This is a genomic window from Vibrio sp. 1069, from assembly GCF_033340555.1.
The window spans coordinates 1-724 of record NZ_JAWOWP010000330.1; the positions used below are offsets into that span (position 1 = coordinate 1).

Consider the following 724-nt stretch of genomic DNA (forward strand, 5'->3'; position numbering starts at 1 on the left):
CATCACTCTATTCTCACCTTCAGACGTACCGGGTCTATACGACGCATTCTTCGAGAACCAAGAAGAATTTGAACGTCTATACGTGAAATACGAGAACGATCCTTCAGTTAAGAAGGAAACGGTAAAAGCCATCGAAATGTTCTCGCTACTCATGCAAGAGCGTGCTTCAACAGGTCGTATCTACATTCAGAACGTAGACCACTGTAACACTCACAGCCCATTCGACTCTGAAGTTGCGCCAGTTCGTCAGTCTAACCTATGTCTGGAAATCGCACTTCCAACTAAACCACTGACTAACGTTGAAGATGATTCAGGTGAGATTGCACTATGTACGCTTTCCGCGTTCAACCTTGGCGCAATCAAATCTCTAGATGATTTCGAAGAGCTTTCTGATCTTGTTGTTCGCGCTCTAGATGCACTACTGGATTACCAAGATTACCCACTACCAGCGGCGTACAAGTCAACAATGAACCGTCGTACGCTAGGTGTTGGTGTTATCAACTTCGCTTACTACCTAGCAAAGCACGGAGTGAAATACTCTGACGGCAGCGCAAATGGCCTGACTCACCGCACGTTTGAAGCAATGCAATACTACTTGCTAAAAGCATCGGTAGCGCTAGCAAAAGAACAAGGCAAGTGTCCTTCGTTCCACGAAACAAACTACGCGAAAGGCTTACTGCCAATCGACACTTACAAGAAAGATATCGACCTAATTTGTGATGAA

General features: G+C 45.3%; 1 pseudogene. It reads left to right on the forward strand.

Features of this window, described 5'->3' with window-relative positions:
* Window positions 1-724, forward strand: a pseudogene (locus R7040_RS26315) (ribonucleotide-diphosphate reductase subunit alpha); the annotation flags it as partial.